This is a genomic window from Roseinatronobacter thiooxidans (assembly GCF_001870675.1).
Lineage (GTDB): Bacteria > Pseudomonadota > Alphaproteobacteria > Rhodobacterales > Rhodobacteraceae > Roseinatronobacter > Roseinatronobacter thiooxidans.
In genome coordinates this window covers 91,815-116,440 of record NZ_MEHT01000001.1, presented here as the reverse complement: position 1 = coordinate 116,440, position 24,626 = coordinate 91,815, and the positions used below count along the sequence as shown (strand labels likewise).

Annotated in this window: 20 protein-coding genes; 11 read left to right on the top strand and 9 right to left on the bottom strand. The window is 61.7% G+C overall.

Annotated elements, in window-relative coordinates:
- Window positions 1-48: 48 nt before the first annotated feature.
- Window positions 49-2,754, bottom strand: a complete 2,706-nt coding sequence (locus BG455_RS00490) for a VWD domain-containing protein (RefSeq protein ID WP_071467992.1) — start codon at window positions 2,752-2,754, stop codon at window positions 49-51.
- A 119-nt stretch (window positions 2,755-2,873) separates the two neighbouring features.
- Here BG455_RS00490 and BG455_RS00485 point away from each other — a divergent pair, with 119 nt between their 5' ends.
- The 5 genes from BG455_RS00485 (at window position 2,874) to BG455_RS00465 (ending at window position 6,828) form a co-directional block, all read left to right on the top strand.
- Window positions 2,874-3,635, top strand: coding sequence for a hypothetical protein (locus tag BG455_RS00485; protein ID WP_143079850.1), 762 nt, complete (start codon window positions 2,874-2,876; stop codon window positions 3,633-3,635).
- A 303-nt stretch (window positions 3,636-3,938) separates the two neighbouring features.
- Window positions 3,939-5,132, top strand: a complete 1,194-nt coding sequence (locus tag BG455_RS00480) for a DUF2793 domain-containing protein (RefSeq protein WP_071467990.1) — start codon at window positions 3,939-3,941, stop codon at window positions 5,130-5,132.
- 36 nt (window positions 5,133-5,168) lie between these two features.
- Window positions 5,169-5,465 carry a hypothetical protein gene (locus BG455_RS00475; protein ID WP_177190858.1) on the top strand — a complete coding sequence of 99 codons (297 nt, stop codon included), beginning with the start codon at window positions 5,169-5,171 and terminating at the stop codon, window positions 5,463-5,465.
- Entirely contained in the window at window positions 5,462-5,680 is a 219-nt protein-coding gene (locus BG455_RS00470; protein ID WP_071467988.1) for a hypothetical protein, read from the top strand. Before BG455_RS00475 ends, BG455_RS00470 begins: the two co-directional genes overlap by 4 nt.
- Before the next feature lie 161 nt (window positions 5,681-5,841).
- A complete protein-coding gene (locus tag BG455_RS00465; protein WP_071467987.1) occupies window positions 5,842-6,828 on the top strand; it encodes a phosphoribosyltransferase family protein in 987 nt (328 codons plus the stop codon).
- 10 nt (window positions 6,829-6,838) lie between these two features.
- Here the strand turns inward: BG455_RS00465 and BG455_RS00460 are convergent, their stop codons facing one another.
- Complete coding sequence (locus BG455_RS00460; RefSeq protein WP_071467986.1) at window positions 6,839-8,059, bottom strand: glycosyltransferase family 2 protein; 1,221 nt, start codon at window positions 8,057-8,059, stop codon at window positions 6,839-6,841.
- Between the two features lie 327 nt (window positions 8,060-8,386).
- Here BG455_RS00460 and BG455_RS00455 point away from each other — a divergent pair, with 327 nt between their 5' ends.
- From BG455_RS00455 to BG455_RS00445, 3 genes are all read left to right on the top strand, one after another.
- The gene (locus tag BG455_RS00455; protein WP_111361325.1) at window positions 8,387-9,838 is read left to right on the top strand and encodes a lipopolysaccharide biosynthesis protein; all 1,452 of its coding nucleotides are present in this window, start codon (window positions 8,387-8,389) and stop codon (window positions 9,836-9,838) included.
- Window positions 9,839-9,943: 105 nt separating this feature from the next.
- Complete coding sequence (locus BG455_RS00450; protein ID WP_071467985.1) at window positions 9,944-11,089, top strand: glycosyltransferase family protein; 1,146 nt, start codon at window positions 9,944-9,946, stop codon at window positions 11,087-11,089.
- Window positions 11,086-12,126, top strand: coding sequence for a glycosyltransferase family 2 protein (locus BG455_RS00445; protein WP_071467984.1), 1,041 nt, complete (start codon window positions 11,086-11,088; stop codon window positions 12,124-12,126). Before BG455_RS00450 ends, BG455_RS00445 begins: the two co-directional genes overlap by 4 nt.
- Here the strand turns inward: BG455_RS00445 and BG455_RS00440 are convergent.
- Complete coding sequence (locus BG455_RS00440) at window positions 12,120-12,809, bottom strand: sugar transferase (protein WP_071467983.1); 690 nt, start codon at window positions 12,807-12,809, stop codon at window positions 12,120-12,122. The two genes, BG455_RS00445 and BG455_RS00440, sit on opposite strands and share 7 nt — an antisense overlap.
- Window positions 12,810-12,880: 71 nt before the next feature.
- Window positions 12,881-13,663: a family 16 glycosylhydrolase gene (locus tag BG455_RS00435; RefSeq protein ID WP_071467982.1), complete on the bottom strand. Its 783-nt coding sequence runs from the start codon at window positions 13,661-13,663 to the stop codon at window positions 12,881-12,883.
- Between the two features lie 153 nt (window positions 13,664-13,816).
- Between BG455_RS00435 and BG455_RS00430 the strand changes: the two genes are divergently transcribed.
- Entirely contained in the window at window positions 13,817-15,070 is a 1,254-nt protein-coding gene (locus tag BG455_RS00430) for an O-antigen ligase family protein (protein ID WP_071467981.1), read from the top strand.
- Window positions 15,067-16,011, top strand: coding sequence for a glycosyltransferase family 2 protein (locus BG455_RS00425; protein ID WP_071467980.1), 945 nt, complete (start codon window positions 15,067-15,069; stop codon window positions 16,009-16,011). The genes BG455_RS00430 and BG455_RS00425 overlap by 4 nt, the downstream gene beginning before the upstream one ends.
- Window positions 16,012-16,130: 119 nt before the next feature.
- Here the strand turns inward: BG455_RS00425 and BG455_RS00420 are convergent, their stop codons facing one another.
- From BG455_RS00420 to BG455_RS00410, 3 genes are read right to left on the bottom strand one after another with little or no spacing between them, the layout of a single operon-like run.
- Window positions 16,131-16,997 carry a glycosyltransferase gene (locus BG455_RS00420; protein ID WP_071467979.1) on the bottom strand — a complete coding sequence of 289 codons (867 nt, stop codon included), beginning with the start codon at window positions 16,995-16,997 and terminating at the stop codon, window positions 16,131-16,133.
- A 2-nt stretch (window positions 16,998-16,999) separates the two neighbouring features.
- Window positions 17,000-18,253, bottom strand: coding sequence for a polysaccharide biosynthesis/export family protein (locus BG455_RS00415; protein WP_071467978.1), 1,254 nt, complete (start codon window positions 18,251-18,253; stop codon window positions 17,000-17,002).
- A complete protein-coding gene (locus BG455_RS00410; protein ID WP_084386053.1) occupies window positions 18,246-20,399 on the bottom strand; it encodes a GumC family protein in 2,154 nt (717 codons plus the stop codon). Before BG455_RS00410 ends, BG455_RS00415 begins: the two co-directional genes overlap by 8 nt.
- A gap of 100 nt (window positions 20,400-20,499) precedes the next feature.
- Between BG455_RS00410 and BG455_RS00405 the strand changes: the two genes are divergently transcribed.
- Window positions 20,500-21,618: a glycosyltransferase family 2 protein gene (locus tag BG455_RS00405; protein WP_071467976.1), complete on the top strand. Its 1,119-nt coding sequence runs from the start codon at window positions 20,500-20,502 to the stop codon at window positions 21,616-21,618.
- Between the two features lie 28 nt (window positions 21,619-21,646).
- On the opposite strand, the gene BG455_RS00400 is transcribed toward BG455_RS00405, so the two are convergent.
- Complete coding sequence (locus tag BG455_RS00400; protein WP_170124762.1) at window positions 21,647-22,915, bottom strand: TolC family protein; 1,269 nt, start codon at window positions 22,913-22,915, stop codon at window positions 21,647-21,649.
- A 413-nt stretch (window positions 22,916-23,328) separates the two neighbouring features.
- Window positions 23,329-24,246 (bottom strand): UTP--glucose-1-phosphate uridylyltransferase, encoded by a 918-nt coding sequence (locus BG455_RS00395; protein ID WP_071467974.1) that lies wholly within the window; start codon window positions 24,244-24,246, stop codon window positions 23,329-23,331.
- Between the last annotated feature and the right edge of the window lie 380 nt (window positions 24,247-24,626).

Genomic DNA, 24,626 nt, shown 5'->3' with positions numbered 1-24,626 from the left:
CTGCCTTGGCCCACAGCGTGGCTGTGCGCCAAGGCGTGCCAGACAGGCTTAGACGCTTTCCATATTGCCCAGCAAAATGCCCACCATATCAAACCCGCCAGAGCTTGCCGAGAAGTTGGCAATCTCAACCCCTGTTTCAACCGAGGTGTCTTGCCGTGACAGCGCCATTGCATCCCAGTCGGTTGCGGCATCGAAGAACACCCATCGCGGCGCCGCTGCCGAGTCGATGCCAACTGCCGCACGCAGCACTTCCAGCGCATCCAGCGCGGTAACTGCACCGTCACCATTGATATCGGCTGCGATGAAATTCTGCGCCTTGGCCGGACCAAATGACGGGTCCAAACCAACGGCCATGCGCAAGACATCCAGCGCATCCAGCGCGGTAATGCTGGGGTCGCCTTCCTGCCAGTCGCGGCTGGCATCCAACCGGCCCGAAGCATTTTGGGACAGTTCAAAATTGAAGCTCTCGCCATCGCGCGTCATGCGCGTCAGATCGACGGATGTGCCCGCAGGGCGGAAGGTGACTGTCGTATCCGAAAGCCCTTGGCCTGAAAGGTCTTTCACGTTGCCCGACAGGCTTAGAAGACTGTCTGTAATTCCGCCGCCCGCGACTTGTGGAACATGGATGCCGCTACCCGTGGGGTCAACATTGTTAATGGCGGTGTTGGAATTCACAGCACTTTCGACAAAGCTTTCGTCTTGGGTGATCAGCAGGTCCAAGACCGCATTGTTAAACGCGAATGTGCCGGGGGTCAGGCCGGCTGCCGCAGCAATCGCTTCTGCCGCTGCTTGCTCTTCGGTTGAGAAATCGTCCAGCGTGATCATCTGTGTGGGGTAGTCGGGCAGGTAGAAGCTGTCTGGCCCCTCGCCCGCCGCATAGGTGAACAGGGTGCTTTCGTCTGTCACGCGCCAGTCATCGCGGAACCGGCCATAAATCCCGACAGTTCCCGCCTCTGGATCATCGCCAAAGGACAGCGGGAAGGTTACGCGCGTGCCGTCGGCCAGTTGCAGGTCATCGCGGATCGAGCCGCTGAAATTGCCCAGCAACCCTTCGACATTGTTCTGCCAGTAGTTTGACAGGCCCACCCCAATATCAACGCGGCTGCCAATGATATCGACCTGAACAAGGCCTTGTGTTTCGTTGGGATCGACTACATATATCTTGTAGCTGTTGCCCTCCCGCATGATCGCGTTTGCGCCAAGAAGATGCGTTGCGTTATTGGCCAGCGTCACAGCTTCCCCATTGACCAGAAGCGGGGTCGCCCCCGGTGCGATCATGATCGTATCATCGCCCACGCGCAGCGCGGCGGCGACATTGGCGGTGACATTCTCGCCTGCGGGCGACATGCGCGACTGCAATTCAAAACTCTGGCCATTGGTGGCGCGCATCAGCACATATTCGCCAGCGGCGTGGAAATCATAACCCAGCCCGTCATGCGTCAGCAGATGCGGGTCGCCTGTGGCAAAGGCCAGCCCCAGCCCGCCGATATTGGGCAGGAACAGGGAATCCAGAACCTCGTCCAGCGCGTCAATAAAGTCGCGGAAACTTGCCACATCGGTGGCCGACAGGATTTCGGTGCCATCGGGTGTGGTAATTGTCAGGCTGTCAAAGCTGAACCCCTGAAAATCGCGCAGCTGCGGTTCCAGTTGGCCGGTGCCAAAGGCTTGCAGCACAAGCGGGCTGTTGAAGGTTAACTGCTCGCCCGTGTCGTCATCCGATGTTGTATAGGTCGAATTCCACTCGGGAAACTCGATCCTGATCCAGTCCGCATCGCCCACGCTGTCCACGGCACCAAAGAAATTTGCGCCCGAATTCAGGACATAAGGTGTGGTCGCATTGGCGGGCGCATCGCCCATATTTTCGGATGTCCATTGACCGACACCCGGGGTGCTTCCCCACCAACTGCTGTAAAGCTCGTAGAGTCCGGTCTGGGTCTGCCAATCGACCACCTGCTGGTCACTTGCCCTGACCTGCGCATAATAGGTGCCCTGTGGCAGGTTCTCATACGCTATCCGGATGAAATTGGGGGAGTCATTTGAGAAGCTGAAAGGTGTTCCCGCCACCACATTGCCACTGGAATTGAACAAGGTGATTTCGGGCACGATCTGCCCGCGACCGGGGTTGATGAAATTAAAAATTTCCTCAACCGAGACATCCACACCTGTCATGGCCAGCGTGAAACCGTCAAGGTTCAGTGTGAAATCCTCGCCGGTTTGCAGGCTGGCCAGAACCGTGGACCCGTCGCGCAGGCTAAATCCGGTGAAGCCATAATCATCCAGTGACCCTTCGGCCTCGCCATCCAGAATGTCCACAAGATTGATAAGGTTCGACAGCGTGACAGGAAAGCCGCCTGTCAGCTCCAGACTCTGGTTGCCGCTGCTTAGCGTCAGGCTTTGGGGGGCTATGTCCAGCTGCGCAATACGCAGGCTGCCATAATCGATGCTGATCTGGGTGATCGTACCATTCGCGGTGCCGTTTTCAATGGCGGCGCCCAGTTGATCCAGCGTGCTGGAAGGGGTTATGCCGGTGCCGCTGATCTTGAACGTGTAAAGGGTAGGGTCCGACGGGTCACGGCTTGCCACCTGCGCGCTTACACCTGTCGAGGTCAGGATGATATCGCCGACCACATCATCCTCATCGATCCAGAAATTTTCAAGAAGGTTGAAATGGTCCAGTGAAAAATCCGGAAGCCGTGTTTCGTCCAGTCCTGCCAGCAATGACTCGAATTCGGGGTTCAAAGTTACTGTGGTCATACGTTAAATGATCCTTTATTGCGCAATGTATCCCCGTTTGTCGGTCTGGGGCGAATTGAATTGTTAAAATTTCCTTAACTATGACGTAAAAAATTGGTTCAGATCAAGGTAAAATACGCGTGGTGTTATTTCCGCACAGGTTGAGTGGCCCGATCACTCTGGTTCGCAAGGCTATCTTGGCCGTGGGGCTTTGCGGGCTGGCCGGATGCGCTGCTGGCCCTGCCCCCAAGCTGGCGCTGCGGTATGCACAGGCTGATCTGGCTTATGGGCCTGCGGCACTGGATCGGGCGGTGGCAGATTTTCTTGGCCCCCCTTCGGCCTCTGGGGCGGAGTCGGGGGGCAGTGCGGGCAATGGCACCACAGGCAGCCGCAGGGGCAAGGCCCGCGCAGATATTGATTACCGCGAAATCAGGGGGCAAGAGGGGGCCGTGATGCTGGAAATGCGCCATGCTTTGGCGCAAGGCTGGCATCTGGACAGCAGCTTGCGGCTGGGGCAGGGGCGCACGCGCTATGTGGTGCCTGCCGGTCGGCTGCGGGTGCCTTTCGGGTCGGCTCAACTGGTGTATGATGAAGCCGTGACCCTTGACGCCCGCAACCGCTTTATCGAGGTGGACAGCATGGTGTTCAGGCAGCTTGGCCACCCGTTTCCCGGCGTTCTGGAACTGGGCGCGGGCGGCGGATTGCGCGGCACGGACAGCCGTTTGCAGGTGCGGGCGGCCCCCATCATCATCGACAGCCGCCACCGCCAGTTGCAACCCTACGGCGCGGTTCAGGCCCGCTACCACCTGCCGCACCTGCCCGCGCGCGGCTTCGCCGAGGCGCGCGTCTATGGGCGCAACGCAGCCGGATTGCGCGCAGGGGTGGAACTGGCCTTGCCCTGAGCACGGCCAGAGTGCCAATGGCTGTAACAGGGGCTTGGGGGACATTGGAAATTTGCCCAAAGCCGCGCAGCGTCGGGCCGTGGGTGCGGCCCTTTGAGGCGCGGCGGGCCTGTGGCCCTTTGTTCCGCGCGAACAGCTGAAAATTCCCGCCTTGCCGATCTTCGTCACCGATTGGCGGACCCTATTTTCAGATGCAGAACACTAACACAAGGTAAACGCGGCATACGCTTGGTTCAGCGCGATTTAGGGGAATGTCCTTAATCTGGCGGCTTGCTGAACTTCAAGATCATGCCGAGGTCGCCCATGTCCGAACTTTCTGCAAGGTTGTCCTTGCCCTTTCTGCAACCCGCTCAGGCGCAGAAACACGTCACCCATAACGAGGCGTTAGAGCGGCTGGACCTGCTGGTCCAGTTGGTGCTTGAGGGGTTTGACGCTATTGCCCCGCCTGTTGCTGCAATCGATGGGCAGGTCTGGGCCTTGGGCCTTGCGCCCCAAGGGGATTGGGCCGGTCAGGGTGGTAAACTGGCCGCACGCGTGGGCGGTGCGTGGCTTTTCGTGCCCCCTGCCTCAGGATGGTGCGCGACCCATGCGGCGCAAATGCGGGTCTTTGACGGACAGTCATGGGTGGTGCCCGAACCCGGCGCATTGCAAAACCTGCAAGGCATCGGCATCGGCACAAGTTATGATGCCAACAACCCGCTGGCCGTGGCCGGACAGTCCAGTTTGCTGACCCATCAGGGCGCGGGCCATCAGTTGAAGATCAACAAAAACGCCGCCCCCGACACGGCCAGCCTGCTGTTCCAGACCGGCTGGTCCGGGCGCGCCGAGATGGGCACGGCCGGCAATGACGATTTCTCGATCAAGGTCAGCCCCGATGGGGCCAGCTTTCTTGAAGCCCTTGTGGCCGATGGCAGCACAGGCCATGTCACCCTGCCCCAAGGCGCTGCGGTCGCGGGGGTCTTGTCGGGCACTGCGGTCACGCAGTCCAGCCTTGACACCACCGCAGGGCGGGTCACGAAAGTGGGCGATTTCGGTTTGGGCAGTGATAGCGGCCAAACTGTCGCGGATCTGGATGATCTGCGCTATGGCAGCATGCTGTTTCCGCTGAACGCGACAAGCGGGCCTGTGGGGGCGCATAGTTTGCTGACACAGGCGCGGTTAAGCGGGGCACGCGCCACGCAATTCGCGATCGGCGACGCTGCGTTGCGGGCATTCATCCGCAATTACGGCACAGCCAGCGGCACGCTGGCATGGTCGGACTGGGCAGAGCTGTTTCACACGCAGAACATTCTGGGCACTGTGTCGCAAACAGGGGGCGTGCCGACAGGCGCGATCCTGCAGCGCGGCAGCAATGCCAATGGTGCGTTTGTCCGCTTTGCGGATGGCACGCAGATTTGCACCAATGACAATAATCCGATTGTCACAGACCCAGCTGTTTTCGTGGGCACAGTGACCAGCATTGATGGCGCTAAACTGCGCATTGGCCGATGGTTTTAAGGAGGAATTGATATGCATCTGACACTTTCCCCGACAATGGGGCTCCCACACCAGCCCGAGACGACATTGCATGTCGCAGGCGATATTCTGACCATCGACGGCACCGAATATGACCTGTCCCCCGTCCCCGAAGGCGGAGAGGGGCGCGCAGATGACAGCCCGTTTCTGGGGCCGATCACGCGCGAAAACGGGGTGCTGCGCTGCACTGTTCGTGTGGTGCTGGGCCAGACTGCGGCGGATGACCAGCCCCCGCACCCTTGGGTGATCGCAAAGGCCCTGGGGGTGGTGGAAATACCCGCAATCCGCAAACCGCTGGGTGGGGGTGCCGCATGAAACTAAGCATCACAACCCCTGCCGATCTGGATGCCGCGCGCATTGCCGCGCAGCGCGCCGCGTTGCGCGATGAGGCCCGCGCATTTCTGGCGGCAACCGACTGGTTGATCGTGCGCCGCGCCGAAACAGGGGCCGAGGTGCCGCCCGACATCGTGCAGACCCGCGCGCAAGCGCGGCGCGTCCTGTCGGGCGGGCCTGACAAACCCGACAGCTAAGGCCGTGGCATGGCAGGGGGCCGCAGGCGCGCTTTCAAAAATCCGGGAACAAAAGACGATAGGCAAAGTTTCGCCTAATGAGCACTGCCGCAATTTCAGCGCCTGTGCATGCGCAACCACGCCGTTCAACGCCTCGCTTCGGGCATAGCAAGAGATACCACATGCATTATCGGTCTATCACTGACATGAACGCGGCGATTGTGAATAACATGTATCGCCTGCCGCGCGATCTGGACCTGGTTGTCGGGGTTCCGCGCAGCGGCTTGCTTGCGGCCAATCTGTTCGCCCTGATCGCCAATGTGCGCATGGCCGATCTGGACAGTTACCTTGAAGGGCGCGTCTATTCGGCAGGCACAACCAAAACCCACAGTCTGCGCACTGTGGGGGCGGGGCCGCGCAAGGTTCTGATCCTTGATGACAGCATCAGCACCGGCAGCGCGATGCAAACCGTGCGCCAGCGGGTTCAGGCAGCAGCGCTTGGGGATGAGGTGATCTTTGCGGCGGTCTACGGCACCGCGCGGGACCATCCACAGACGGATATAGTGTTAGAGGTGGTTCCCCAGCCGCGTGTGTTCCAATGGAATTTCATGCATCATGTCACCTTGGAACGCGCCTGTCTGGATATTGACGGTGTGCTGTGTCACGACCCCGCCGAGCATGAGAATGAAGACGCCGCCGCCTATCTGCAATTCCTGACCGAGGCCCGCCCGCTATATGCGCCAACCCGCCCTGTCGGGGCCTTGGTGACCAGTCGTCTGGAGAAGTATCGCGCGCAGACAGAAGCATGGCTGGCGGCGATTGGCGTGAAATATAACGAACTCATCATGCTGGATATGACCAGCACCCCCGCGCAGGCGCAGCCAGCGGCGTGTGAGAGATTCAAGGCAGAGCATTATCGCAAAAGGCCGTTCGAGCTGTTTATTGGAAGCGGCCATGCGCAGGCGCGGATGATAGCGCAGCTTTCGGGCAAGCCGGTTTTATGCCTTGAAACGCACAGGCTGATCGAGCCTTCGGCGGCGGCGGTTCTGGCCAGCCTTCCCAGTGCCTTTTCGCTGCGGCAAGGGGGGGGTGCGCTGAAGCGGCTGGCGCGCTCTGTTCTGGGTCGCGGGCGCTATGAAGCGCTGAAGGAATGGCGCTCTGTCCGGTGACGCGCCGCGCCTAACTCAGGCGCATCTTTGCCGCAGCCCGTGTGAAATTGCGCCCAAGGGCGGATTGCAGCGCAACCCATGTCGCGCGGATATCCATCAGTTGCGACCAGCATCTGACCGTGCGCGCCGCCCGCGACAGGTCGTGTTCGCGCCGCGCAATCTTGATCTCGTGCAGCAGTGGCCGCGAAAGTGCTGTCAGGACCGTGCTTTGATCCTGCCGTATGGCGCAGGCGCTGTGTAATCCGGTCAGGATTTCCGGCATCTCATACACTTCGTTTATGCCGTAGCGACAGCCCAGCATGCCTGACAGCACGCGCAATTCATCGGCACTTAGGGGCGTGTCCGGCAGCATCTGCATGGCCATGTGCAACGCCGCTGTCGCGTCTGGCCACAGTTTCTTGCGCCCCGCGATGACTGCTTTCTGGATCAGCGCCCTGCGCTGCGCGGCGGGTGCAAGCGGCTGGCCTGCAGTCCAAGGCGGCGCGCTGAGATACGCGTCCAGCGGCAGGTCTGCCAGCATCTTTTTCAGCAAATAGGCGTCATGCAGCACCCATTTGGCGTTGCGATCCGCCTCGCCATAGCGGCTGCGTTTGGGGCCGCGCAACCCGCTATGCTGCCGCTGTCGCAATACCACAGTATCAACAAAAGCGGTCGGTCCCTTTTGCGCGACACCCAGATGCAGATAATAATCCACAGATGCGATAACCGCACGGTCAAAGGGGCGCAGCCCCTGCAACGCATCGCGGCGCACCAGCACACAGGGGTGGCCGGTGACAAAGCAATCTTCCATCATCCGCACAAGGAAAGGGCGCGGGTCGTCGGGGTATTCTACCAGTTGATCGGGCGCTTGCGGGTTGTCATCGTCAAATCTGGTCATCCGCCCGTAGCTGAGCACCAGTTCGGGGTTCTGCATAAAGGGCGCGACAAGGTTTTGCAGCGCGTCGGGGGCGGCAATGTCGTCGTCATCCATGATCCAGACAAGGTCGCCACTGGTTCGGTCAAGGCCCGTGGCGATGGCGGCCAGCTTGCCCGCATTTTCTTGCCGGACATAGGTGATGTCATGCGCAAATTGTGCGCAGATATCGGGGGTGCTGTCGGTCGAGCCGTCATCGACCACCACAATATCCAGCGGCGGCGCCCTTTGGGCCAGAACAGAGGTGATCGCCTCGGCAAGGTAGGTGTGGCGGTTGAATGTCGGCAAGATAACCGAAACGCGCGGGGAGGGTTGCATAGTCGAAACTCACTTTTGTTGTGCGATCTGCCTGTCCACGAACCGCTACAGGCGATCAGGCGCGCCGGATATGGATATGCCGCAGGATGCCGGTCAGGCCCGGCCAGATGGCGGAATGATTGAAAAACCGTCTCATAGCCGCTTTGTTCCCGAACAGGCGGGAACATTTCACCCAATTGCGGATTGAGGCAGATACCCCATGGTTTTTGCGCGAACCCTCTGGCCGGGCGGAACATATGCGTTTGAAAAGAATTGGTCGCTTATTTGCAGCATGGCATCTTCGATCCCCCTCGCGGTTCGCTGCGCTCCAATGTCGGGCGCGGTGCGATGCATACAGCCCTGTCGCAGGCGGTTTTGCTGGCCACGCAAATCGGCTCGGTCGTTGTGTTGTCGCGGCTGCTCTCGCCCGGTGATTTCGGGCTGATTGCGATGTGTGTGCCGATTCTGGCCCTTGTCGGGATGATGCAGAATTTCGGGCTGCTTCAGGCGACGGTGCAGCGCCCCAATATTCTGCAAGAAGAGGTCAGCTTTCTGTTCTGGGTCAATATTGCAGCCAGCGTCACGCTGGCGGCCGCGTTGTTCCTGACTGCCCCGTTGATCGCCTCTTTCTACGGGGATAGCAGGGTTGGCCCGCTGGTTGCGGCCCTGTCGCTGATTGTTGTGACCAGTGGCGCGGCGGCACAGCATGGCGCGATTTTGCAACGACGCATGCATTTCGGGCGGTTGGCGGTTATCAGTGTGATCGGTGCTGTAAGTGCTTTTGGCGTGGCAACGCTTTGGGCGCTTTTCCGGCCTGATTACTGGGCGGTTTTCGCCGGTATGGTCGCGGGCACGCTGGTGCCCACGGTTCTGACATGGGTCAGCGCAGCATGGCTGCCCGACCGCCCCCGCTGGGTGCCGCAGGGGCGCGCGCTGCTGGGGTTTGGCGCTGGGGTTACCGGCTTTAACCTAAGCAGCTTCGTGACCCATAACAGCGACAATGTCCTGATCGGGCGCGCATGGGGTGTGGTGGAGTTGGGCTTGTATGACCGCGCCTACAAGCTTTTGCTGTTTCCGCTTCGGCAGATCACCAACCCGCTGGACAGGGTGATGATTCCCAGTCTGTCGCGCCTGTTGAATGAACCCCACCGCTATCGCAGTGCCTATCTGCGGGTGCTGCGGCTTGTGTTGTTTCTGGCCTTGCCGGGGGTGGCCTGTACCATCGCGCTGGCCGATGTCGTGATTTCTTTGGCCCTTGGCGCGCAATGGCATGCCAGCGCGCCCATCTTTCAGGCGCTGGGCTTTGCAGGGCTTTTGCGGATGCTTAGCGGCTCCTCGGGGTGGTTGTTCATTTCGCAGGGGCGGACGCAGGATTATGTGCTGTGGGGTATGGTCATGGCCGCGCTGGCGGTGACGGCCTATGTGATCGGCCTGCCCTATGGCGCGTTCGGGGTGGCTGTGGCGCTGTCGGTGGCGCATTATGTCATGGCACCGGTTTTATGGGTATGGCTGTGTCGCAAAGGGCCGGTTTCCTTGCGCGATATTGTTACTTCGGCAGGCCCGCTGATGCTGGCAGGCCATCTTGCGGTAGCAGGCGTCTGGCTGGCCAGACCCCTGCTGCCGGACCCCCCTGTTCTGACCTTGCTGGCGGGTGCGGCGCTGTCTTATGCGCTGACGGCGCTGCTGATCAGCGCCTTCCCCTCTGGCAGGGCCACATTGCGCGAGGGGTGGGAACTGCTGGCCCCCGTTTTGCGCCGCATCAAGCCGCGCCCTGCCAATGTCACGCCGCCCCCAAGCTGAGGCGCGCGGACACATGCCGACACGGCCCGCTATGCATGCGGGCGGGCGGGAACATTTGCGCGCTTCAACAGTTAGATCACGACCGATTTGTGGAAAGCAGCCCCGATGAAGATTGCCTACCTCGCCCATGATCTGACCGATCCTGCCATTCACCGCAGGGTTGCCATGCTGGTCGATGGTGGCGCGCGCGTGGCTCTTGCGGGCCTAAGCCGTGGCGCGGCATCTCATCCCGGTGCGCTGGTTCTGGGGCGCAGTGCAGATGGCAGGCTGGCGCAGCGCGCGTGGCAGATTGCCTCTGTCATTGCGGCGCGCAGGCCAGAGGTGCTGGCGCATCTGGGCCAGCCAGATGTTCTGATCGCGCGAAATCTGGAAATGCTGGCGGTTGCTGTCAGTCTGATACCCCGCTTCCACACGCGCCCGCGCGTGGTTTATGAATGCCTTGATATTCACCGCCTGCTGACCGATCAAGGCCCGCGCGGCAAGGCATTGCGACTGCTGGAAAAGCGGCTTGCGCCGCATGTGGACCTTGTCATCACCAGCTCGCCCGCCTTTGTGACCCATCACCTTGGCGATGTCTTCGGGGACCGCATTGCCATTGTCGAGAACAGGGTTCTGGACCTTGGCGAAACCCCGATACATGCGCAGAACGCGCCGCCATCGCACCTGCCCGGACCCCCTTGGCGGATCGGGTGGTTTGGCGCGCTGCGGTGCCGCAAGTCGTTGGATATTCTGTCCGAGGCCGCGCGTCTGGCGCATGGGCGCATCGAGGTTGTCATTCGTGGCCGCCCCTCGCCTGCGGTTTTTGGCGATTTTGCCGCACAGATCAGCGGGCGGCCCTATCTGCGGTTCGAGGGGCCATATCAAATGGACGACCTGCGCAGCCATTATGCGGGCGTGCATTTCGCATGGGGTGTCGATCTGTATGAGGCGGGCGCAAATTCCGATTGGCTGTTGCCGAACCGGCTGTATGAAAGTGTGTATTACGGCAGTGTTCCGATTGCGCGCCTGAATTGCGAGGTGGGGCGTGCCCTGCTTCGGCATGATATCGGGATTCTGCTGCCTGACCTGTCGCCCGACGCTTTGGCTCAGCGGCTGGGCATGCTGGGTGCGCAGGATTACCGCGCGCTTCAGAAGCGCCAGCGCCGCCTGCCGCGCGAGATGTGGCGCGCAGACCATGATGATTGCGTCGATCTGGTTATGCTTCTTGCCAATATCGCGCCGCAGGCAGAACCAAAGCGCGTGACGCTATGACAGCGCGCGCGTGCCCCGAGCGGGTGTTGATCGTCATTCCCACCCTGAACGAGGCCGCGCATATTGAAACCGTGATCCGCACTTTGCTGCAAGATGCCCCCGCCGACACGCGGCTGGTTGTCGCGGATGGGGGCAGCACAGATGGCACGCCTGCGCTTGTGCAGCGCATGGATGACCCGCGCATCCATTTTCTGGAAAACCCCCGCCGTATTCAAAGCGCGGCCCTGAATCTGGCTGTGGCGACACAGGGGCAGGGCGCGACCCACCTGTTGCGCGCCGATGCGCATGCCCTGTATCCGCGCGGGTTTTTGGCCGCATTGCTGGACGATATGCGCCGCACAGGCGCGGCAGCGGTCAGTGTGGGCATGACCACGCTTGGCGACAGTGGCTTTTGCGAAGGGGTTGCGGCGGCGCAGAACAGCCGCCTTGGAACCGGCGGGGCCGCGCATCGGACAGGGGGGGGCGGGCGGTTCATTGACCACGGGCACCACGCCCTGATCCGGATGGACGTCTTTCGCGCCATTGGCGGGTATGATGCAGGCCAAAGCCATAATGAGGATGCAGAGTTTGACCACCGCCTGACCGGATATGGCGGGCGCATCTGGCTGAGCGGGCGCACAGGAATTGGCTATTACCCCCGCCAGACGCCCAAGGCATTATTCTTGCAATATGTCCGCTTTGGCGCAGGGCGGGCGGAAACGGTGCTGAAACACGGCCTACGCCCGCGCCTGCGCCAGGTGCTGCCTTTGGCGACCGTGCCTGCGGTGGCGCTGGCGGCGATCGCGCTTGTCCCTGCGGTGCTTGCGCCTGCATGGGGTTGGTTTGCCTTGATGGCACCGGCCTTGCTATGGGCCGCGATATGCCTGTGCTATGGCGCAGTGCTTGCTGTGGGTGCCGGCCGCGCAGCCGTGGCATGGGCAGGCCCTGCGGCGATGCTGATGCATCTGGGCTGGGCTATCGGGTTCTTGTGGCGCTATGCGCAGCGCTTCACGCGCCGCCGCGCGCCGTTGCGCCACACGGCAGGGTGCGATCAGTAGCTGCCCTGCCGCCGCAGCACCACCACCACAGTGCGCAGCATGATTGCAAGGTCGCCCCGGAAGCTGCGTTGACGCACATATTGCTGGTCCAGCTTGACGCGGTCAGTATAGCCCACATCGCTGCGCCCGCTTATTTGCCACAGCCCTGTCAGCCCCGGCCGCACCGACATGTAATCGCGGATGGCTGTGCCGTAATGGCTGACCTCTTCCATAACGATGGGGCGGGGGCCGACCAGACTCATCTCGCCTTTCAGGATATTGAGAAGCTGCGGCAACTCGTCCAGACTTGTGCGGCGCAGCGTTGCACCCAACGGGGTTATGCGCGGATCATCACGCAGCTTTTGTGTGTCGCGCCATTCGCGGGCCGCTTCGGGGTTTTCTGCCAGATGTCGCGCCAGAATCTGTTCGGCCCCGACCACCATTGTCCGAAACTTCAGGCAGCCAAAGGGCTGGCCGTCCTTGCCGATCCGGCGATGAGAGAACAGAACCGGCCCCGGATCGCGCAGGCGGATACAGACCGCGATGATCAGCAGCAGCGGCAACAGCATGACCAGAACCAGACCCGCGCTGACGCGGTCAAATGCCAGCTTGGTCAGGGTATCGGGTGACGGCCCGTCATTCCCCCCGTGCCGTGACGCGCTGGCAATAAGAAGAGACGGCGAAGGATCGAGCCGCTTTTCCATAAAATTCCTCACTGATGCAGGTTTCAATGGTGGTAAAGTCGGAAGCGGGTCTATTTGTTCCTGCAAAAGGGTTAATCTTCGGTGTCCAAAAGCGCAGCCCGATAGCCTTCATCGCATAGAATGGACGCTTCGAAGCGGCATTCCTGTTCAAGCGGGGTATAGGCCACCCAATCCACCTGAAAAACCAGCGGGCCTGCCCATTCAAAATGGCCCATCCAGTCTGTCAGACTGTCGGTTGTCCAGATGGACAGATAGATTTTCTGCTCCAGGCTGGGCACTTTTTCACCTTCCAAGGTGCGGATCAGGGTGCCATCCAGATACCAGCGCAGGCGCTCTGCTTCCCAGATAAAGGCGATGTGGTGCCAGCCATCTTCATCTGGGATCGGCAGCAGGGCTTCGTTCCCGCCCGTGCCCTCGACATAGGTGTTGGTTTGCAACACCGGCGCCGTGCGGGCGAGGAACTCAAAGTCGATTTCATGATGTGGCAGATTTTGCGGCGGGCCGATGAATGTGAAAAAATTTGAATTCGTGCCCTTGGCAAAGGGGACATTCACCAACGCCTCGAATACCCCAAAGCCGAAGCGGTCCTCGGACTGGATTTCGGCGCAAAGATACGCCTCTGGCCCCTCTGCCGCCTCCTCAACCGACAGCCGCAGCACCCCATCGCGGAGTTGCACCGCCTCTGCCGACCATAGGCAGTTTTGATGCGGGCCATTGACCCACCCGTCGGAAATGAACCACCTGTCCCTGTCCAGCGTGTCAAATTCCTCCAGAAATCCGCGCTGGTCGGTTGCGGCGGCTGGCATGGCCAAAAGCGCGGTTGCCGCCAGAGTGGTCAAACGCGATGCGCGCATGAAATGCCCTTTCTATGTCCAAGGCCCCCAAACCTGCCAAACCGCCGAAATGTTCCGCGAAAAAGGCGGGAACAGATTGGCGGGTGCCAGGTTTGTGGGGGGAGAGCGGCATTTTTACCCGCAGATATTGCCCTGCCTGATCAAGGATGATTGATGAGCCTTGCCATTCCGCGCGCCCGTATCCTCGATCCTGCATCGAATGCGATTTTTGCGGTGCCCGCCATTGCGATTTCCCTGTTCGTTTTCGCGTATTCGACGCTGTATGGGCCAAAGGCAATTCTGACCTTTTATGCATTGTGGTTTCCGCTGATGGTGCTTGCGCCAGAGCGGCTGCTTCACAACCGCGGGCCGGTCCTGTTTGTGCTGATGCTGCCTGCGCTGGCTGCGGTGTCGGTGCTATGGTCCGACCAGCCCGGCGCAACACTGCGCGCCGCTATTCAATACGGTACCACAGTGCTTTGCGGGCTGATCGCCGCGCGCGTGGTGTCGGTGCGGAATCTGGCGGCGGGCGGGGTGCTGGGCGGGTTGGTGATCTTGCTATATTCACATTCCGAGGGGCAATACGGGTATGATTATGTCGATGCCTCCTATGCGTTGCAGGGGGCGTTCGACTCGAAGAACCAATTGGGCTTTTACGCCTCTCTGACCACCGTTTTTGCGCTGGCTTACGCAGCTATGCCCCGCACGCCCTTGTTGCTGCGCCCCGTCGCACTTGCCGTTGCGGGCTTTGCTGTCTGGACATTGATCCTGTCGGATTCTGCAACTTCAGTGATTGCGCTGGCCGCAGGCGTATTTGCCATGCTGGCTGTGCTTGGGATCATGCGCATCGGGATCGGGGCGCGGGCGCAAAGCATCGTGATCTTGCTGTGCATCGCCCTGGGCCTTGGGGCGCTGGCCGCGCAGATTGGCGCGCTGGACACAGTGTTTGAGGTGTTTGGCAAGGACACCACATTGACGGGGCGGACCTATCTGTGGAATCAGGGCATTCTGTTTGGCGAAGACAGGCCGCTTCTGGGCCTTGGTTATTCCGCATTCTGGGTGCACAACAGGCCCGAGGCAGAATTGCTCTGGCGCGAATTCTACATCACGGCGCGCACCGGCTTTCATTTCCATAACACCCTGATCGAAAGCTTCGTGGCACTGGGGCTTGTCGGCACGGCAGTGGTCGGGGCGTGGATGGTGGTGCTGTTGGTTTCGGCGCTGCGTGTTGTCATGAACACAGGCCGGCGCGCAGGGGCGGCGATTTGCGCGGGGTTGGCGGTGGTTTTCTTCATCCGCTCGGGCGTCGAGATCGACTTTTTCACCCCCTATACTGCGGGGTCGTTTCTGGTGCCCTATCTGATTGTGCAGATGAGCGACCAGCGCCGCGCTGTGCTGGGGGGCCATATGCGGGCGGCGCTGCCATGACAGCGGATGCGCCACAGGTTTCGGTTCTTGTTGCGGCATGGTGCGCGGCGCGCACCCTGCCGCATGCGGTTGCATCTGCCTTGGCGCAACATGGTGTCAGGGTTGAGGTGATCATCGTCGATGACGCCTCGCCCGATGACAGTTTTGCCTGCGCGCAAGCGCTGGCAGCAGACCCGCGCGTGCACGCGCTGCGGCTGGGCACCAATGCAGGCCCGGCGGCGGCGCGCAATCTGGCGCTGTCCCACGCGCGCGCGCCTTGGGTTGCGGTGCTGGATGCGGATGATCTGATGCGCCCCGACCGGCTGGCGCGGATGCTGGCACTGGCGCAGACGGCCCCTGCGGATGTGGTTCTGGGCAACCTGTGCGAGGTGACGGGCCAATCCGACCGCGCCGCTGCGGCGCAGTTTGGACGGGCCTTTGTGGCCCATGCTGACATGCCCCTGCGCTGGGATTTGCCGACATATATCCGCGGCAATTTCGAGGGCGGGGATGGCCGGACATTGGGCTATCTCAAACCCATGATATCGAGAGATTTTCTTTCGCGCCACCGCATTGGCTACACGGAAAGCCTGCGCAACGGAGAGGATTTTCACCTGATCCTGTCCTGCTATGGCGCGGGGGCGCGGGTGTGGTTTTCGCCCGAACCGGATTACCTTTATTTCCGCCATAACGCCTCGGTGTCGCACCGTGCCGACCCTGCGCATATGCGCCAGCTTGTCGCGGCAGACCGTGCCTTTGCGGATGCGCAATCCGACCCGAAACTGCGGCAGTTGATGCACCAGCGCATCCGGCAGATCGAGCAGTTGGGCACAGCGGAAACCATCATGGCTGCCCTGCGCGCGCAGCGCGCAGGGCCTGCGGTATCGGCCCTGCTGCGCAACCCCGCCGCCTTGCCCCGGCTGCTGCGCCAGCTGTCGCAGGCCGTGCGCAAACGCATTTAGGGCGCAGTGCAGGCAAGCGGGTGCAGCGCAGCCCCGGCCTTGCGCCGGGGCCTCGACCGTGGCTGAGGGGAGGCCCCGGCGCAAGGCCGGGGCTGCGGCACTTTCAATCGGGCGCGGGTCTATCCATAAGCTTTGCGGCCTGAAGCCCCCGCCAGCGCCCCACAGCAGACGCCTGCATGAAAGACTGCGCGCAGCCCCCAGAATGCCAAGCCCGTCGGGTTGCTCAGATGGGGCAGGGCGCGCAAGCCGCAATAGGCGGCTTTCGCACTGCTGCTTGCACATAGCCCCAGCCGCGCGCGCCCTGCTGTGGCCCCGTAATGCCGCCCTTCGGCAAAGCGCCGCTCTGCCAGCCAGCGCAGGCGCAAGCGGCGCGGGTCCACCACCTCATGCACCACTGCATCCGCGCAGATGGCAAAGCGAAACCCCGCACGCCCCAGCCGGAAGAAGAAATCCGTATCCTCGCCCCCTGACTGCCCCAGATCTGTGCGAAAGCGCAGCGCGGGTTTGCGCATCAGCACATTGCAGGTATGCCCCGTCTCGACGCCTCCGCCCCTGTGTTGCGGATGGTTGGACAGAAAGTCATTGGCGGTGATCCAGTCGGGCGCATCTGCCGGATAGAGCGCGCGGGCCGGACCAAATACCGCATCGGCGCCCGTATCCTGAAGACAGGCCCAAAGCGTGGCGATCCAGTCGGGGGGCGCGGTTTCGTCATCATCCATGAAGGCTACAAATTCGCCCTGCGCTGCATCCAGACAGGCATTGCGCGCCACCGAGATATTGCGCGCAGGGGCATGCAGATAGACAACCGCCCTTGTGGCAGATGCCGAATTTACCCGCTCTTGGGCCGAGGGGAGATCGTCATTATCGGCCACGATGATGCGCAGGCTTACCCCCTGTGGCAGAACCTGCGCGGCTGCACTCGCCAAGGCTTCTGTCACGCTGTCGCGGCGGAAAGTGCAGATGCACAGGTCGATGCAGGCCCCCATGGCTAGCGCTGTGTTTGCAGTATCGGGCGCGCTGCAGGGGGGGGTGCGAAAGCGTCCTGCCCCGGCAGGGGCAGGACCAGTTCCAGAACATCCCCTGGCCGGATCAGGTCAGAGCGCGTCACCGGCACCGCGTCCGCATTGCCGCGTGTCAGCATCATGTCTGGTGACCCCAGACCCTCCATCTGCATATAGCCGTCTTCATATTGCGTGGCTTCCGCATAAAGCGCGGCTTCGGTGCGCAGCCGGATGCGGTATTCCGCGATCTCGGTACGGATGGTCAGCAGTTGTTCGGCCACCTCTCGCGCGCGGGTGTTGACCAGATCCAGCCGTTCGCGCCTGACCTCGTTCAGGCGCTGTTCTGCGTTCAGGCGTGCGGTTGCCAGTTCCAGAAGCCGGACTTCCTGATCGGCCACACGCGATTCCAGTTCGATCCGGCGCGCTGCAACAGACAGGCCGCGCGCGACAAGATCGGTGATATTGTCCATCTCTTCGGTTGCGAGGTCCAGTTGGCGTTCGCGAAGCGCGACCTGACTGGTCATCTGTTCGATCTGCTGTTGCAGCAAACGCTCTAGCCCGTCGAGCTGCGACAGCGCCGAGGCCAGCGCCGCGTTGCGCGCGGCGAAGATTTCGCGCTCGCGCGCCATCAATTCAGTGCCCATGCCTGTCCCCTCCAGGTCGGGGGGCATCTCAACCCTGCCCTGCCCGTCAGTTTCGGCGACAAGACGGGCTTCGGTGGCAAGCCTGCGCTGAAGCGCCAGACTTAACACTTCGTAATTGCCCAGAGAGGCCAGCGCCGTGCGCGCATTGCGCTGAAACTCGACACGGGCCTGCGACAGCCCCCCTGCAAGGCCGATGGCCTGCAACACTGTCATACCGGGGGCATAGGGATAGGCCCCGGGGGTGCGCACGGCCCCCAGAACATAGACCGGGCGATAGCCCACAACATCGACAGTGACCTGCACCTCTTCGCGGCTGACCAGCTGGTTGCGCAGGGCGGTGGCGATGGTTGTCGCAACCGCGCCCGGGTCCTGCCCAGCAGCCGTGATGCGCCCTGCAAGGGGCAGGGCCAATGCGCCATCGGGGGTGACGGTGTATTCGCCGTTCATATCTGTCCAGGCGACATAGGCGCCAAGAACGGCGTCCCAATGCCCGACACGGACCATGACCACATCTTGCGGGCCAAGAACATACTCTGCCGCGCGTGCGCCGCTGGTGAGGGCAAGAACCACCAAGATTGCCCGCAAGATATTATGCATGAATCAACCGTGCCTCGTATTCGTCAGACCCCAAATAACGCCGCGCGCCGCGCAGATTGGCGCTGTCCAGAACAGTGGCCGCAAGGCCCGCGCGGAAATCACGATGGTCGCGCATGGCTTCGGTCAGCAAACCGGGCGGCACCTCGCCCCAAGTGATTGTCAGGACCGTGGCATCCAGCATGCTTGCGGCCTGATCATGGATCACGGCCTGTGTCAGGGGCGGCATGACAATCACGGTATAGGGCCACTGCTCTCGCCACGCGCCAAGCGCGTCATCATTGGGGCGTGGGGCATATTTTTCATAAAGCGCTGCCTGCAACTCTTCATAAGGGACGATTTCCAGATTCTCGACATCCATCAGCGCTATTCTGGCGGCATCGTCCAGCCCGCCCGCATCGACCAGTTTGACACGGCCAGAGCGCGCCGCCATGGCCTGACACAGCGCTGCGGCCACGCTGCCCATATCACCACCGGCATCGACAGCGGCCAGCCCCACAATCCGGCCCGTTGCCAGCGGGGCCTTGCGGTCAATCTCTTGGCGGATGCGGGTTGCGGTGCGCTGCGCGATCCATCCTGTTTTCGTGGTGCTGTTCGGATCTGCATTGCGCGGGATCAGCCCCACGCAGGGCAGGCCGCATTGCGCAACAACTTCTCCGGCGGTTCTGAGCGGGGCTGTGCGCATCTCGCGCAGGGCGGCCAAGACCAAACCCAGCAGTGCGCCCATGAAGATGCCCGCAGCCATCAGCCGCAATTTGCGCGGGCTGGAAGGTTGGCGCGGCACTTCGGCATCTGACAGGATTTGCACCGATGCGATTGGAAAGCCCTGTTGCTGCATCGTGGTTTCAAAGCGGCGCAGGTAATCGGCATAGACCTGTGCATAGGTCTGCGCGGTTGCTTCTAGCTGGGCCAGTTGGCCCACATTCTCGGTGCCGCGGCCCGCATCGGTGATTGCGGCCAGTTCCTGCCGCAAAGACGCCTCGCGGCTGCGGGCAATGTTATAGCGTGCGCGCACAGTTGCCACTGTCCCTTCAAGGGCTAGCGCGATGTCGGTATCCAGCGCGGCCAGTGCGGTGCGCAGGCGAATGGCTTGTGGATGATCTTCGCCTGCCTGTGCGGTGACGCGGGACAGGCTGCGTCGTGTCTCGGTATATTCGCGGCGCAGCTCGACCATGGGGTTATTGGCATTGCCTTCGGCCTGCATTGCCGCGACAGCGGCAATTTCACCCGATGAGGCCGTCAAGAGTTGCTCGTAGCTTTCAAGCTCTGCCTGCAATGCGGCGGTTTGGGTTGCGGCCTCGACCAGCGCAGAGGCAAGTTCGGATTGCTGCTGTTCGCTTAGCAAATCGCCGCGCGCCTGCAACAGGTTGTTCTCAAGGCGAAACCGCTGCACGGCGCTTGCGGCTTCGATGTTGCGGCGCTCCATCACGTCAAGGCGTTCTCTGATCCATTTGCCCGCGTTGATCGCAATCTCTGTGGTGCCTGCCAGTTGGAAGCGGGTGTATTCCTCGCCATAGCTGCGTGCGATACTTGCGGTGCGCTGCGCGTCAAAGCCGGTATAGGTGACGCGCATGACAAAACTGCGGTCGATCCGTTCGACCCTGACATGTTTCAGCAGGATCGAGGCGGCCTCTTCGCGGGCAAGCTGGGCAGGGTCGATTGCCTGCGCTGTGTCCTGCGCGGCCGGGTCGGTGGCAGACCCGCCCAGAAGCGGGCTGGCAAGGGCGCGCAACTGGTTGGTGATCCGCGTGCTGGCATCTATCGGGGGGTCAAGAAAGACGGGGTCTTCATGCAACGCAAGCGCATCGACGACCGCCAGCGCCAGCGCGCGCGAGCGGATGATTTCCATCTCGCTTTGGATGGCGGCATCGGTGACCATTGTATTGGGCAAGGCCGACACCTGATGCAGCAGTTCCGAGCGTTCCTGATCCAGCAATATTGTCACTGTCGCGTCATAGCGTGACACTGTGCCAAGCGCGTTGAGCAGTGCAAGACCCCCGCCGAGTACTGCAGCGATGGCAATCACAGCCCATTGGCGGCGCAGGGCGCGGAACGCGCGCGCGGGATCAAGCGAGATCACCTCGCGGGTTGGCCCCATGGCAGGGGGCACTTGCCAGAGTGTTGCTTTCTCTCCGATAGGCCCTGTCATTTTATATTCATCCTTTAGCAAATACTGAAACAAAACGCCCCAAGACAGGTTGGTGCGCCGTGCGGGTTACCCGCGAGACTTGATCGACAAAGGAAGCACCATGTCTTTCCCCCCCTGCGATGTGATTATACCGGCCAGAAACGCCGCCGCGACTTTGGCCTGTGCGATTTCCTCGGTTCTGGCGCAAAGTGCGACTGATTTGCGGTTGTTCATTGTCGATGATGGCAGCACCGACGAGACGCAGACCCTTGCGCGGGGCTTTGCTGCCGATGATCGCCGTGTCAGTGTGATCCGCCAGTCGGGGGCCGGAATTTCCGCGGCCATGAATGCAGGGCTTGCCGCCGGAGACAGCCCCTTTGTTGCGCGGCTTGATGCAGATGACATGTCCGACCCTGACCGCCATGCAAGGCAGATCGCGTATTTGCTGATGTATCCGCGTGTCGTCGCCACCTCGGGGGCGCATCGGGAAATACGCGCTGATGGCACGCGCACGGGCCGCACCCATTGCCCGCCCTGTGTCACCCGCGCCGACCCTGCCCGCGCGCCCGCGACCGAACCGCCCCTGACACAGCCGTTCTTCATGGCGCGGCGGGATGCGCTGGTCGCGGTGGGCGGCTACCGGCCCTTTCCCGTCTCGGAGGATAGTGATCTGTATTGGCGTCTTGCCGAATATGGCGCACTTGTCAGCCTGCCTGAGATTGTCGGTTCTTACCGTGTGCATTCGGGCAGTATTTCGGCATCTTCTATCGTCAATGGCCGCCTGATGGCACTGTGTTCGCAGCTTGCGGCACTGTCGGCCTGCCGGCGCGCGGCAGGGCTGCGTGACATTGTACTGCCAGCCAAGCCGCGCTGGCGTGAAGCGACCCATCTGGCCGAAATGGTTGCACGGGCTGCAAGCGATACCGGCCTGAGCCTTGACGAGCAGCGCCACTTGCGTGTTGCCAGCGCCGCCAAGCTGATGGAACTGGCAGGTTACCGCCCTTATGAATTGGAAGCGCGCGATTGCAGCTTTATCGCGCGCGCGCTTGAAAAAGATGCAGCGGGGCTGACGCTTGAAAACCTTGCCGATCTGGCGAAGATGCAGTCTGCCACCGCTGCCCGTTTGCTGCGCCAAGGATATGTCAGGCGCGCCATGACGATTTCGTCCATCCGTCTTATGCCGCAGACCTTGCTGCGGGCAACTACGGGCCGACTCTATTGGTCGAAGTTGCCGGGGTAAGACCGGCCCGTAGCAAAGCAGGGATAGGCTAATCGGTTTGGCTTGCACTGGCTAAATCCTGTTGAGAGGCGGCTGGCGCAGGCACCTCGGTGACAAAGGAACCGCCGAGCGCGAGATGCAACTCGACACGGTTGCGCAGCAGCGCCACGCGAACGGCATGGGCGTCGCGCAGCGCTGCGTAATAGCGCACGCGCAGATCATTCAGGCGGAAGGCTTCCAGCTCGCCCGCCTCGAAGCGCTGGCGTTCGGTTCCGACCGCCTGCTCCAATTCGCGCGCCGCGCTGTTCAGCAGGGTCAAGCGGCGGCGAAGGGCCGCTTCATCGGCGATGGCCGTTTCAACCTCGCGGAAGGCGGTCAGCGCTTGGGCACCATAAAGCGCAAGGGCTTCTTGCTGTCGCGCGGTACGAATGTTCACCTCTTCTGCGCGCCGCCCGCCATCTATGATCGGCGCAAAGATATTGCCAACCAGCGACCACACCAGCCCGTCCGGTGTCAGCCCGCCATGGCGGCGGGTAATGTCGCCCGACAAGGACACAAGCGGCATTTGGGCCGCTTTGGCCTGACTGCGGCGATAAAAGGCGGCTGCCACCTGCCGTTCTGCGGCAATAATGTCTGGTCGCCGCTCTAGAATCTGGGCAGGCAATCCGACCGGAACACGGCCCGGCAATGCAGGCAGGCCCGTCACGGCATTCAGGCGGCCAGAGGGGTAGCGCCCTGTCAGCACTTCCAGCACCCGCAACCCGTTGGCCACGGCGGCTTCGGACGCAATCACCCGATCGCGCGCGCGCGAGACATCGGCGCGCGCCGAATTCCCCTCGACCGCCAGAATTTCTTGCGCCTCGATCCGCGCTTCGACGCTGTTAAGCAGGGATTGGCGTGCCGTCAGTTCCTGACGCGCAATTTCCAAGGCCCGCGCGTTGCCATTCACATCGATCCACGCAAGTGTCACGGCTGCGGCAAGCGACTGTCGCGCGGCCTCGAAAATCGCCTCGGCGGCGACGGCCTCATATCCGGCAGCCATGCGCTGGCCCTGAACCCTGCCCCATAGGTCCAGTTCCCAATTCACGCCCAGTCCGGCCACGACACCGCTGCGCGACGAGCCGTTGCCATCGGCCCGTGTGCCCAGTTCGGCATCAAGCGTTGGAAAGGCCCCCGCGCCCGATTGCCGTGCCAGGGCTTGCGCCTCGGTCAGGCGTGCGGCAGCGGCGCGCAGGTCGCGGTTGCTTGTCATGGCGTCTTGGACAAGCTGGTTCAGTACAGAGCTGTTGAATGACGCGACCCAGCCTTGATCGGCCATGCGCGGTTCGCTTTGGGCAAACGCCGCCCAGTGTGCTGGTACTGTAAAGTCTCTGCTGGCGACATATGGCCCCATCGGCGCACAGGCCCCAAGCAATACAGACAGAACAGCAACTTTTGCTGCGGGCTTCAAATATTTCACGGCGTTTAAAGGCATTTGGCAGTTGCTCCACAGATTCCCCCTGAGTCCAACATCAGGGGGTTGATTATGTTCCTGTGAAATTTAGCAAAATTCTGCGCCGCAGGTGTAATTCTTTCACACGTCATCGAATTCTGTCTTTCAGGGATGTTTCTCTGCCACGGTGGGCAGTTTTGGGTTTTTTCACGCTAATCTTGCCCGCGCAGGCCAAAGCGGCGCGGGCGGCGGGTGGCGCGCGATGTGCCAGCCACCACCTGCGCTGGCATATGGCGCATCTATCTGGTTTGATAAAAATCGGTGGGATCAGGCCGAAGCGGGGGAAGTTTCGCGCCCATCGGAAGGGTTGAAAGCGCAGCCCCGTTTGCCGCATGCTTGACCATGCGCTGGCGGGCAAGGGCTGCGTCCATTAACCCGTCATGGCAGCCGCAATCATAGCGCGTGCCGCTGAACCGAAAGGCATGCAGGGGCACATGGTCGGCATCGCGCGCGATGGCATCTGTCAACTGTATCTCGCCGCCTGCGCCGTAAGGCACATTGTGAAGCGTGGTAAAGATGCGCGGGTCCAGAATATAGCGCCCCACAGCGGCCAGACGCGATGGCGCTTTGCCGGGGGCGGGTTTCTCGACCATGCCGGATACCAGCACGCTGCGCCCGATCGAGGGCTGTGTTACGGTAAAGATACCATAGCTGCTGGTGTCTTCTGGCTGGACTTCCAGTGCGGCAATCATGTGCCCGCTTTGATAATGCTCGGCCATTTCTGACAGGCAGGGCGTGCCAAGAATAAGATCATCCGGCAAGATCACCCCGAACGGGCCGGGCAGGGCCAGCCCTTCGGCGCAGGAAATGGCATGGCCAAGGCCCAAGGGTTGGGGCTGTTCGACATAGGCCACTTCGATATGGTCCGGCACTTCGATACTGGCCAGGGCGGCCCCCAGCCGTGCCTTGCCCGAGGCGCGCAGATCCTGAATATAGGCGCGATCTGGGGTCAGGTAATGGCGGATTCCCATCTTGTCTGGATGAATGACCAGAACAATCCGCTGGACACCCAGATCAATCGCTTCGTCAATGGCGAATTGCAGGGCGGGCTGGTCGTATATGTTTAAAAGTTCCTTTGGCGTGGTCTTGGTGGCTGGCAGCAGCCGTGTTCCCCGTCCCGCAGCCGGTATGATAACCGACGCAATATGCTGTGTCATTGTATGTTGGCCCTTTGTTTTGTGCCTGATACCGCGCTTGCCCAAATCGTGTTCGGGTTGGTTCCGGGCCGCAGGAAAGCTCGGTATGCGATCTTGCCTTTGGCCCGTGGTCGGCGATGGTGTCGTGTTGTTCGATGCGGCAGATTGCCAACTGGTCCTACCCCATTCCAGTTGCCTCTGCGCCCTCCGGTCGCTGTTGCGCGCCCCACCCTCGCGCGGCCAGTGCCGGTTCCGCGACATGCGCGGCCAGTCTCTGTAGCTAAGGCATGGCAACCTCTCCCTCGTGTTGTGCGCCAAGAAGCAGTGGAACCGGCCGGGGGCGGAAATGTTCCAGCAACCTCAGAGAGTTTTATGGCGTGGGGCTGCAAAAAATCGTGGCG

What these genes read in the sequence shown, in the direction of transcription:
- BG455_RS00470 (WP_071467988.1), top strand. Translation starts at nt 5,462, where the DNA reads ATGAAACTAAGCATCACAACCCCTGCCGATCTGGATGCCGCGCGCATT.
- BG455_RS00405 (WP_071467976.1), top strand. Translation starts at nt 20,500, where the DNA reads ATGTCTTTCCCCCCCTGCGATGTGATTATACCGGCCAGAAACGCCGCC.
- BG455_RS00410 (WP_084386053.1), bottom strand. Translation starts at nt 20,399, where the DNA reads ATGACAGGGCCTATCGGAGAGAAAGCAACACTCTGGCAAGTGCCCCCT.
- BG455_RS00395 (WP_071467974.1), bottom strand. Translation starts at nt 24,246, where the DNA reads ATGACACAGCATATTGCGTCGGTTATCATACCGGCTGCGGGACGGGGA.
- BG455_RS00490 (WP_071467992.1), bottom strand. Translation starts at nt 2,754, where the DNA reads ATGACCACAGTAACTTTGAACCCCGAATTCGAGTCATTGCTGGCAGGA.
- BG455_RS00415 (WP_071467978.1), bottom strand. Translation starts at nt 18,253, where the DNA reads ATGCATAATATCTTGCGGGCAATCTTGGTGGTTCTTGCCCTCACCAGC.
- BG455_RS00455 (WP_111361325.1), top strand. Translation starts at nt 8,387, where the DNA reads ATGCATACAGCCCTGTCGCAGGCGGTTTTGCTGGCCACGCAAATCGGC.
- BG455_RS00430 (WP_071467981.1), top strand. Translation starts at nt 13,817, where the DNA reads ATGAGCCTTGCCATTCCGCGCGCCCGTATCCTCGATCCTGCATCGAAT.
- BG455_RS00400 (WP_170124762.1), bottom strand. Translation starts at nt 22,915, where the DNA reads ATGGCCGATCAAGGCTGGGTCGCGTCATTCAACAGCTCTGTACTGAAC.
- BG455_RS00480 (WP_071467990.1), top strand. Translation starts at nt 3,939, where the DNA reads ATGTCCGAACTTTCTGCAAGGTTGTCCTTGCCCTTTCTGCAACCCGCT.
- BG455_RS00450 (WP_071467985.1), top strand. Translation starts at nt 9,944, where the DNA reads ATGAAGATTGCCTACCTCGCCCATGATCTGACCGATCCTGCCATTCAC.
- BG455_RS00425 (WP_071467980.1), top strand. Translation starts at nt 15,067, where the DNA reads ATGACAGCGGATGCGCCACAGGTTTCGGTTCTTGTTGCGGCATGGTGC.
- BG455_RS00435 (WP_071467982.1), bottom strand. Translation starts at nt 13,663, where the DNA reads ATGCGCGCATCGCGTTTGACCACTCTGGCGGCAACCGCGCTTTTGGCC.
- BG455_RS00420 (WP_071467979.1), bottom strand. Translation starts at nt 16,997, where the DNA reads ATGGGGGCCTGCATCGACCTGTGCATCTGCACTTTCCGCCGCGACAGC.
- BG455_RS00460 (WP_071467986.1), bottom strand. Translation starts at nt 8,059, where the DNA reads ATGCAACCCTCCCCGCGCGTTTCGGTTATCTTGCCGACATTCAACCGC.
- BG455_RS00475 (WP_177190858.1), top strand. Translation starts at nt 5,169, where the DNA reads ATGGGGCTCCCACACCAGCCCGAGACGACATTGCATGTCGCAGGCGAT.
- BG455_RS00440 (WP_071467983.1), bottom strand. Translation starts at nt 12,809, where the DNA reads ATGGAAAAGCGGCTCGATCCTTCGCCGTCTCTTCTTATTGCCAGCGCG.
- BG455_RS00465 (WP_071467987.1), top strand. Translation starts at nt 5,842, where the DNA reads ATGCATTATCGGTCTATCACTGACATGAACGCGGCGATTGTGAATAAC.
- BG455_RS00445 (WP_071467984.1), top strand. Translation starts at nt 11,086, where the DNA reads ATGACAGCGCGCGCGTGCCCCGAGCGGGTGTTGATCGTCATTCCCACC.